An 8,398-nucleotide genomic window follows, 5' to 3' on the forward strand; every position below is an offset into this window, starting at 1 on the left:
CGCCGGGCCTGTGACAGAGGCATCACAGGCGCCGGGCGTTTCTCACTGTTCTGGAGAGTCTACAGGTTCGGCTGCGTCGTCAGCACTTTGCGCGCCGTCTTCTTCATCGACGATGACGCTTTGATCGGTGTCGTCATCGGCATTGATGGAGCTGCTTTCGTAGCTATTGCTCATATTGGCTTCGAATTGATTCAGGTAACCGTTCATGCCCAGCGTGACAAGGATGGCGAGCATCACCGGAATGAACGCCAGCCACATGGCAGCCAGCACCTTCACCGCAGTAGAGTTGCGTGGTGGCGGAGGGCCGTATTGGTTGGCACCTGGATTACCGGGCAGCACCAGCAGCAACAGCGGGAAAACGCTGTTCACCAAGGGCACCAGGTTCAGGAAGTACAGCCAGCCAGACCAGCCCAGATCGTGCAGGCGTTGCACGCCGATTTGCACGCTGACCCAGACGAGTGCAACAAACAGCGCGAAACCCAGCAGCGAGCCGAGAATAGCGCCGGCTATTGGCGAGGCGGTGGCGACGGCGAAACTGGCGGTGCTGATAATGCCCGCGGCGACCAGCATGGCGACGGTCAATACCAACGTCCAGGCCAGGTAGCGCAGGCGACCGATACGCCCGTGAATGGTGAAAACCTTGAGCGTTGCGAATTCCTCGGTGTTATCCCCCACGGCTGCACGGGGTGGCGCGTAAGGCGAGGCGGCGGCGCGCGAAAAATCAGCGGCGCTGGTCTGCGTTTCATGGGTTTCGGCCAGGCTGAACGCCACGGGTTGCTCATCTTCGATGCGGGCATCAACACCGGCGTTTTTCAGCGCAGTCAGGTAGGTCTCGGCATCCGCGCGCGACAGGTCACGCTTGAGCGCAACGGGGCGTCCGGTGAAGAGCTTTTCGATCGACTCGACATCGCTCTTGAACAACTCGGCGAGGTTGAGTTTGGCCGTGGTGCTTTCGACACCCGGGAGCAAGGCTCCGTCAAACACGATCTTGAAACGGTTGTCGCTCATGCGGGCATCCTTGTCACTGGTAAAGGAGGGGAGTTGCCGGCCCGCTTCAATCGGCAGGCCTGGCGAGTGTATCAGCGTGGCCAGCGCAGTTGTGTCGCCTGTTCGCGGGCCTTGCGGTATTCGGCATCCAGGCGGGCAATCAGTTCATCGACGCCGGGCAGATCGTCAATCTCACCGACGCCCTGGCCCGCAGACCATACCGTTTTCCATGCCTTGGCCTCGTCGCTCAACGGCTTGAGCTTGGAGCCGAAGTTGACTTCGCCTTTGCCCTGTAAGGCTGCGAGGTCGAAACCGGCGTTTTCCAGGCTCTGGCGCATAAAGCTGGCGGGCACGCCGGACACTGCGGGAGTGTGCACGATGTCGGCGGCACGCGATGTGAGCAGCATCTCTTTATACGCATCCGGGGCATGGCTTTCAGTGGTGCCGATAAAGCGTGTGCCGAAGTAGGCGAGGTCTGCGCCCAACAGCTGGGCGGCGAGGATCTCGTGGCCATGGTTGAGGCAGCCTGCCAACAGCAGGGTTTTGTCGAAGAACTGCCGAATCTCGGCGATCAGCGCGAACGGACTCCAGGTGCCGGCATGGCCCCCGGCGCCTGCAGCCACGGCGATCAGGCCGTCAACACCAGCCTCTGCGGCTTTCTCGGCGTGGCGCCGGGTGGTGACGTCGTGAAACACCAGACCGCCGTAGCTGTGCACGGCATCGACCAGTTCTTTCACCGCACCCAGGCTGGTGATGACGATCGGCACTTTGTGCGCCACACAGATCGCCAGATCGGCCTCCAGGCGGGGGTTGCTGTTGTGCACGATCAGGTTGACGGCATACGGCGCGGGGTAATCCAGCTGCGCCAGGCCCGCTTCGATTTCTTCCAGCCAGGCCTTGAAGCCGCTGCTTTCACGTTGGTTCAGTGCCGGGAAACTCCCGACCACGCCATTGCGACAGCAGGCCAGTACCAGTTGCGGGTTGGAAATCAGGAACATCGGCGCAGCCACCACGGGCAGGCGCAGACGTTGTTCAAGCAAAGCGGGCAGCGACATTGGAGGTACCCCGAGTGATTGAAGTTAGAACGGTTTGACCACGACCAAAATTACGATAGCCAGCAATATCAGAACCGGTACTTCATTGAACCAGCGATAAAAGACATGGCTGCGGGTGTTTTCGCCACGGGCAAAGCGTTTTACCTGTGCGCCGCACATATGGTGGTAACCGATGAGCAGCACGACCAGGGTCAGTTTGGCGTGGATCCAGGCACCGGATTGAAAGATGGCAGGGTTGAGGTAGATCAGCCAGCCGCCGAATATCAGCGTGGCGATCATCGCCGGGCCCATGATGCCGCGGTAGAGCTTGCGCTCCATGACGCTGAAGCGTTCTTTGCTGACGGTGTCTTCACTTTGGGCGTGATAGACGAACAGGCGGGGCAGGTAGAACAGCCCGGCAAACCAGCAGACGATAGCGACGATGTGGAAGGCTTTGATCCATAGATAGAGCATTTCTAGTTATTCCCAGGTTCACGGTAACTGAAGATAGTAGTGGCTCATGCGCCCGTACGTCACGTTGACGGTTGTCGCAGGGCGATGTGGCCCCTATTATCGACGGCTTTCCAGTGGGTTCGTTGAGGGCAGGTTTATGGTCAAGGTCGGTATCGTCGGCGGCACGGGTTACACCGGTGTCGAATTGCTGCGTCTGTTGGCTCAGCATCCGCAAGCTGAGGTGGTGGTTATCACTTCCCGATCCGAGGCCGGACTGGCCGTGGCCGATATGTACCCCAACCTGCGAGGCCACTACGACGGCCTGGCGTTCAGCGTGCCGGACATCAAGACCCTTGGCGCCTGTGACGTGGTGTTTTTCGCGACGCCTCACGGGGTGGCGCATGCACTGGCCGGTGAACTGCTGGCGGCGGGGACCAAGGTCATCGATCTGTCGGCCGATTTCCGTCTGCAGGATGCTGACGAATGGGCCAAATGGTACGGCCAGCCGCACGGCGCGCCTCAATTGCTGGAAGAGGCGGTATACGGCCTGCCTGAAGTCAATCGCGAGCAGATCAAGCAAGCACGCCTGATCGCGGTGCCGGGTTGCTACCCGACTGCCACGCAGCTGGGTTTCCTGCCATTGCTCGAAGGCGGGCTGGCGGACACTTCGCGCCTGATCGCAGACTGCAAGTCGGGTGTGAGCGGCGCCGGTCGTGGGGCAGCTGTGGGTTCGCTTTACTCCGAAACGTCCGAAAGCATGAAAGCCTATGCGGTAAAAGGGCACCGCCACTTGCCGGAAATTCGTCAAGGGCTGCGGCGTGCCGCTGGCAAGGAGGTCGGTCTGACGTTCGTGCCGCACCTGACGCCGATGATTCGTGGCATTCACTCCACGCTGTACGCAACTGTGGTCGATCGTTCGGTAGATCTGCAGGCGCTGTTTGAAAAGCGTTATGCCTACGAACCGTTCGTCGATGTAATGCCAGCTGGCAGCCATCCGGAAACCCGCAGCGTGCGTGGTGCCAACGTCTGCCGTATTGCCGTGCACCGTCCGCAGGATGGCGACCTGGTGGTGGTGTTGTCGGTCATCGACAACCTGGTCAAGGGCGCCTCGGGCCAGGCGGTGCAGAACCTGAACATCCTGTTTGGCCTGGATGAAAAGCTGGGCCTGTCCCACGCGGGCATGCTGCCGTAAGGCTTGCCTGCTGCTGTGCAAAAGGCCCGTTGATCGGGCCTTTTGTGTTTTTAATGGCGGCAACGCAGATTGATATACCGTAACAATAGTTGACCGCTTTTCTAGGAGAAGCGGATAATGCCCGCCATTACGCATATGGCGGCGGTACGCCGGGAGATTATCAGCATGAGCGTTGAGTCCTTCACCCCCACGGCTTTGCAATTCACCCACGGTGCTGCGCACAAGGTGAAGAGCCTGGTCGATGAAGAGGGTAATGATCGCTTGAAGCTGCGCGTATTTGTTACGGGCGGCGGTTGTTCAGGGTTTCAGTACGGTTTTACCTTCGATGAAGATGTGGCCGATGATGACACTATCGTCGAGCGCGAAGGCGTCAGCCTGGTCGTGGACCCGATGAGCTTCCAATACCTGGCAGGTGCCGAGGTGGATTACCAGGAAGGTCTGGAAGGTTCGCGTTTCGTGATCAAGAACCCGAATGCCACCACGACGTGTGGGTGCGGGTCTTCGTTCTCGATCTGATCCATAGCAGATAAAAAACGCCGCTTGGCTTTGAAAGGCCAAGCGGCGTTTTGCTGTCTGGGAGTCAGGCCGGGTAAATCGCGCCCAGTACCCGCAGCCCACGTGCGCCGGTGACGCTGGGGCGGTTGGCGGCAATGCCTTCAAGGCAGCAATGGGCCAGCCAGGCGAAGGCCATGGCTTCGACCCAGTCGGGATCGACGCCATAAGTGGCGGTGCTGCTGACCTGGGTGGACGGCAGCAGCGCCGCCAGACGGTTCATCAGCGTGGCGTTATGCGCGCCGCCACCACAGACCAGCAGCGTTTCAGTCGCGGACTGTGCGGTTTGCAGGGATTCAACGATGGTCAGCGCCGTCAGTTCAAGCAGGGTTGCCTGTACGTCCTGAGGCTTAAACGCGGGTAATGTGCCGAGGTGTTGCTGCAGCCAGCTCAGGTTGAAGACTTCACGTCCGGTACTTTTCGGGCCTTTGGTGAGGAAGAAGGGGTCGCTGAGTAGGCGGCTGAGCAACTGAGGCTCAACCTTGCCACTGGCGGCCCACTGCCCGTCGCGGTCAAAGTGCTCGCCGCGCTGTTGGTGAATCCAGGCATCCAGCAAGACGTTTCCGGGGCCGCAGTCGAAGCCGGCGACCGGCTTGCCGGTCTCGATCAGGCTGAGGTTGCTGAACCCGCCTACGTTTAATACGACCCGGTTGCCGGCACGCTCACCGAACAACGCCTCATGAAACGCCGGCACGAGCGGCGCGCCCTGGCCGCCGGCAGCGACGTCGCGGCTGCGGAAGTCGCTGACCACGGTGATGCCTGTCAGCTCGGTTAGCAGCGCAGGGTTACCGATCTGAACGGTAAAGCCACGGGCCGGCTCATGGCGGATCGTCTGCCCGTGGCTGCCAATGGCGCGAATGTCTTCCGGCTTGAGGTTCTGCTGTTGCAGCAAGGCGTGGATGCCCTGGGCGGCGAGCGTTACCCAGTGTTGCTGGGCAATCGCTGAACGTGCGATCTCATCCGGGCCGCTGGCGCACAGGCTTAGCAACTCGGCGCGCAGGGTCTCGGGCATCGGGATGTAGTGCGTGGCGATCAACTTGATCGCCGGGTCTTGTTCGATCAGGGCGATATCCAGGCCATCAAGGCTGGTCCCGGACATCACACCTATATAGCGCGGCATACCTTAACGCTTCGCCGAGGCCAGCAGGGTAGAGCGCTCTTGGTCCATGCGGGCCATTAGCGGCTGGCTTTGCTGCAGGAAGCGTGCGCGCTCGGCTTTGGCGATCGGGTCGGCCATCGGCAGCTTCTGGCCCAATGGGTCGACGTGAACGCCATTCACCTGGAATTCATAGTGCAAGTGCGGGCCAGTGGACAGGCCAGTGGTGCCGATGTAGCCGATCACCTGGCCTTGCTTGACGTTACTGCCTGTGGACACGCCTTTGGCGAACCCTTGCATGTGGCCATACAGCGTGCGGTAGGTGTTGCCGTGCTGGATGATCACGGTATTGCCGTAGCCACCGCGACGCCCGGCCAGCAACACCTTGCCATCGCCGGCTGCTTTGATCGGCGTGCCACGCGGGGCGGCATAGTCGACGCCTTTGTGAGCGCGGATCTTGTTCAGGATCGGGTGTTTGCGGCCCATGGAGAAACGCGAGCTGATGCGGGCGAAATCTACCGGCGTGCGGATGAACGCCTTTCGCATGCTGTTGCCATCAGCCGTGTAGTAGCTGGTATTGCCTTGTTTGTTGGTATAACGAACGGCGGTGTAGGTCTTGCCACGGTTGGTGAAACGCGCCGAAAGGATGGCGCCGGTGCCGACCACTTTGCCGTTGGCGACTTTCTGCTCGTAGATCACGTCGAATTCGTCGCCTTGGCGAATGTCCTGAGCGAAGTCGATGTCGTAGCCAAACACACTGGCCATGTCCATGGTCATGCTGTGGGACAAGCCGGCGCGGGCGGCCGATTGCGACAGCGAGCTGTTGATCACGCCATGTATGTAGGCGGAGCGCATCACCGGTTTGGTGGTGATGCGGTTGAAGGCAAAGCCTTTGGCGCCTTTGGTCAGCGAGATGCTTTCGAGGTCGCTGACATTGCTGTGCAGGTTGTTCAGCTGGCCGTTGGGTGCCAGCTCGAACTGAAGCTTCTGCCCGTGCTTGAGCTGAGTGAATTGTTTGGCTTGTTTATCGCTCGCCAACACCTCATTAACAGTAGAGGCGGGCAGGCCCACTTTCTCGAACAGCGTTGAGAGAGTGTCGCCTTTGGCCACGATCACTTCGCGGTGCAGGGGATTCTTGTCCGCAACGGCCGCAGGCGGCTCTTGAGTGGCTTGTTGAGTGTCTTCGGGAGTGCTTTCTATCTGCGCAAAGGGTGATTCGGTTGGTGCATTTGTGGCTTGTTGCGCTTCAGCAGCGTCTTGATCTTGTGTCAGTTGTTCAACTGGACTTTCCGGGTCAAGGCTCAGGGATGTTCGTTTGGCTTCTACGTCACTGGAAGGGAATACCAGGAGTGCCAGGCTGAGAAGAGCGGCGATACCACTTGCGGCGAGCAGGTGGGTCTTCGGGTAAAGCGGCGGCGCTTTAGACGGTTCTGTGGTCATAAGTAATTTTGACTTTGAAGATGAAATGGAAAAGATGAATGACATGATGAAGATGAAATAACTGTATAAAATATAACCAAATCATCTGTGGCGCAAGCTTGCGAATGCTGGGCTTGCTGAACGGTGTCCGTGCGCAGGGCAAAACTTGTAATTAGTCCCTGATCTTGTATGGTTGGTTCCCTTTTGAATCTGAGCCTTGCGGGTCTGTTATGAAGTCGGTTGAAGAGCAGCTAGCGCTGATAAAACGTGGTGCGGAAGAACTGTTGGTCGAGGCCGAGCTGATCGAAAAGCTCAAGCGTGGCCAACCCCTGCGTATTAAGGCTGGCTTCGATCCAACGGCGCCGGATCTGCACCTGGGTCACACCGTGCTTATTAATAAGCTGCGTCAGTTCCAGGAGCTGGGGCATCAAGTCATCTTCCTTATAGGTGACTTCACCGGGATGATCGGTGATCCAAGCGGCAAGAGCGCAACGCGCCCGCCGCTGACCCGTGAGCAGGTTCTCGACAATGCCGAGACCTATAAGACTCAGGTGTTCAAGATTCTCGATCCGGCCAAGACCGAAGTGGCCTTCAACTCCACCTGGATGGACAAGATGGGGCCGGCTGACTTTATCCGCCTGACATCCCAGTACACCGTGGCGCGCATGCTTGAGCGCGATGACTTCGACAAGCGCTACTCCACTAATCAGCCGATCGCGATTCACGAGTTCCTGTACCCACTGGTTCAAGGGTATGACTCGGTGGCGTTGCGCGCGGACGTTGAGTTGGGGGGCACCGATCAGAAGTTCAACCTGCTGATGGGTCGTGAGTTGCAGCGTGCGTATGGGCAAGAGGCGCAGTGCATTCTGACCATGCCGTTGCTGGAGGGGTTGGATGGCGTCAAGAAGATGTCCAAGTCCTTGGGTAACTATGTAGGTATTCAGGAAGCGCCGGGTGTGATGTACGGCAAGCTGGTTTCAATTCCGGACGCGTTGATGTGGCGTTACTTTGAGCTGTTGAGTTTCCGCTCGATGGATGAGATCAATGCGCTGCGTGCTGACGTCGAGGCGGGTGCCAATCCGCGTGACGTGAAGATCAAGTTGGCCGAAGAGATTGTGGCGCGCTTTCATGGTGAAGAGGCTGCGGCAAGTGCTCACCGTGCGGCAGGCAATCGTATGAAGGATGGCGAGTTGCCGGATGATCTGCCGGAGATCGAGCTGACTGCTGCTGAAGCGATGCCGATCGCTGCAGTGCTTAATAAAGCTGGCTTGGTGAAGAACTCGGCGGTTGCGCGTGACCTGTTGGGTTCCGGCGGCGTGCGTATAGATGGTGAGGTTGTTGATCGCACCTTTATATACGAGCTGGGCGCTACCCACGTTTGCCAGGCTGGTAAGAAGGCATTTGCGCGTATTACGCTTAAATCCGAATAAAGCTGAAATTAAGTGTTGACGGCGTTTTATATCTGTCTATAATTCGCCCCACTTCCGGCGCAGTCGAAACGGAAAACTCCTTGGTAAACAAAGAGTTACGCAGAATTCGGCAGCGAGTTGCTTCAGTTCATCGAAGCCCAGAGGGAGTTGGTAGAGCAGTGTTGTTTGGCTCTATTAACGTTTCGATCTTCTCGGTCGAAAGCGGAGAAAAAGAGGTGTTGACAGCAGCGTGTAA

General features: G+C 58.7%; 8 protein-coding genes. 3 read left to right on the forward strand and 5 right to left on the reverse strand.

Going from position 1 to position 8,398, the window contains the following annotated elements; translation table 11 throughout:
• Positions 1-42 precede the first annotated feature (42 nt).
• From AACV02_RS03735 to hemJ, 3 genes are all read right to left on the reverse strand, one after another.
• Positions 43-1,008 (reverse strand): DUF805 domain-containing protein, encoded by a 966-nt coding sequence (locus tag AACV02_RS03735; RefSeq protein WP_106575494.1) that lies wholly within the window; start codon positions 1,006-1,008, stop codon positions 43-45.
• 71 nt (positions 1,009-1,079) lie between these two features.
• Complete coding sequence (locus AACV02_RS03740; protein ID WP_119737708.1) at positions 1,080-2,042, reverse strand: NAD(P)H-dependent flavin oxidoreductase; 963 nt, start codon at positions 2,040-2,042, stop codon at positions 1,080-1,082.
• A gap of 24 nt (positions 2,043-2,066) precedes the next feature.
• Positions 2,067-2,495, reverse strand: a complete 429-nt coding sequence (gene hemJ / locus AACV02_RS03745; RefSeq protein WP_119737710.1) for a protoporphyrinogen oxidase HemJ — start codon at positions 2,493-2,495, stop codon at positions 2,067-2,069.
• Positions 2,496-2,631: 136 nt separating this feature from the next.
• Between hemJ and argC the strand changes: the two genes are divergently transcribed.
• Together argC and erpA are read left to right on the forward strand one after the other, a co-directional pair.
• Positions 2,632-3,666 carry an N-acetyl-gamma-glutamyl-phosphate reductase gene (argC, locus tag AACV02_RS03750; protein ID WP_119737712.1) on the forward strand — a complete coding sequence of 345 codons (1,035 nt, stop codon included), beginning with the start codon at positions 2,632-2,634 and terminating at the stop codon, positions 3,664-3,666.
• Positions 3,667-3,831: 165 nt separating this feature from the next.
• A complete protein-coding gene (erpA, locus tag AACV02_RS03755) occupies positions 3,832-4,182 on the forward strand; it encodes an iron-sulfur cluster insertion protein ErpA (protein ID WP_003176443.1) in 351 nt (116 codons plus the stop codon).
• A 64-nt stretch (positions 4,183-4,246) separates the two neighbouring features.
• On the opposite strand, the gene AACV02_RS03760 is transcribed toward erpA, so the two are convergent.
• Both AACV02_RS03760 and AACV02_RS03765 read right to left on the reverse strand, forming a co-directional pair.
• Positions 4,247-5,338 carry an anhydro-N-acetylmuramic acid kinase gene (locus tag AACV02_RS03760; RefSeq protein ID WP_106575490.1) on the reverse strand — a complete coding sequence of 364 codons (1,092 nt, stop codon included), beginning with the start codon at positions 5,336-5,338 and terminating at the stop codon, positions 4,247-4,249.
• A 3-nt stretch (positions 5,339-5,341) separates the two neighbouring features.
• Positions 5,342-6,754: a peptidoglycan DD-metalloendopeptidase family protein gene (locus tag AACV02_RS03765; RefSeq protein ID WP_119737714.1), complete on the reverse strand. Its 1,413-nt coding sequence runs from the start codon at positions 6,752-6,754 to the stop codon at positions 5,342-5,344.
• A 209-nt stretch (positions 6,755-6,963) separates the two neighbouring features.
• Between AACV02_RS03765 and tyrS the strand changes: the two genes are divergently transcribed.
• Entirely contained in the window at positions 6,964-8,163 is a 1,200-nt protein-coding gene (gene tyrS / locus AACV02_RS03770; protein ID WP_005791998.1) for a tyrosine--tRNA ligase, read from the forward strand.
• Positions 8,164-8,398: the final 235 nt, after the last annotated feature.

The sequence above is a fragment of the Pseudomonas sp. Larv2_ips genome (genome assembly GCF_963879675.1).
In the GTDB taxonomy this organism is placed as follows: domain Bacteria; phylum Pseudomonadota; class Gammaproteobacteria; order Pseudomonadales; family Pseudomonadaceae; genus Aquipseudomonas.

Coding starts and splice junctions, on each gene's coding strand:
- tyrS (WP_005791998.1), top strand. CDS start 6,964: ATGAAGTCGGTTGAAGAGCAGCTAGCGCTGATAAAACGTGGTGCGGAA.
- argC (WP_119737712.1), top strand. CDS start 2,632: ATGGTCAAGGTCGGTATCGTCGGCGGCACGGGTTACACCGGTGTCGAA.
- AACV02_RS03735 (WP_106575494.1), bottom strand. CDS start 1,008: ATGAGCGACAACCGTTTCAAGATCGTGTTTGACGGAGCCTTGCTCCCG.
- AACV02_RS03765 (WP_119737714.1), bottom strand. CDS start 6,754: ATGACCACAGAACCGTCTAAAGCGCCGCCGCTTTACCCGAAGACCCAC.
- AACV02_RS03760 (WP_106575490.1), bottom strand. CDS start 5,338: ATGCCGCGCTATATAGGTGTGATGTCCGGGACCAGCCTTGATGGCCTG.
- hemJ (WP_119737710.1), bottom strand. CDS start 2,495: ATGCTCTATCTATGGATCAAAGCCTTCCACATCGTCGCTATCGTCTGC.
- erpA (WP_003176443.1), top strand. CDS start 3,832: ATGAGCGTTGAGTCCTTCACCCCCACGGCTTTGCAATTCACCCACGGT.
- AACV02_RS03740 (WP_119737708.1), bottom strand. CDS start 2,042: ATGTCGCTGCCCGCTTTGCTTGAACAACGTCTGCGCCTGCCCGTGGTG.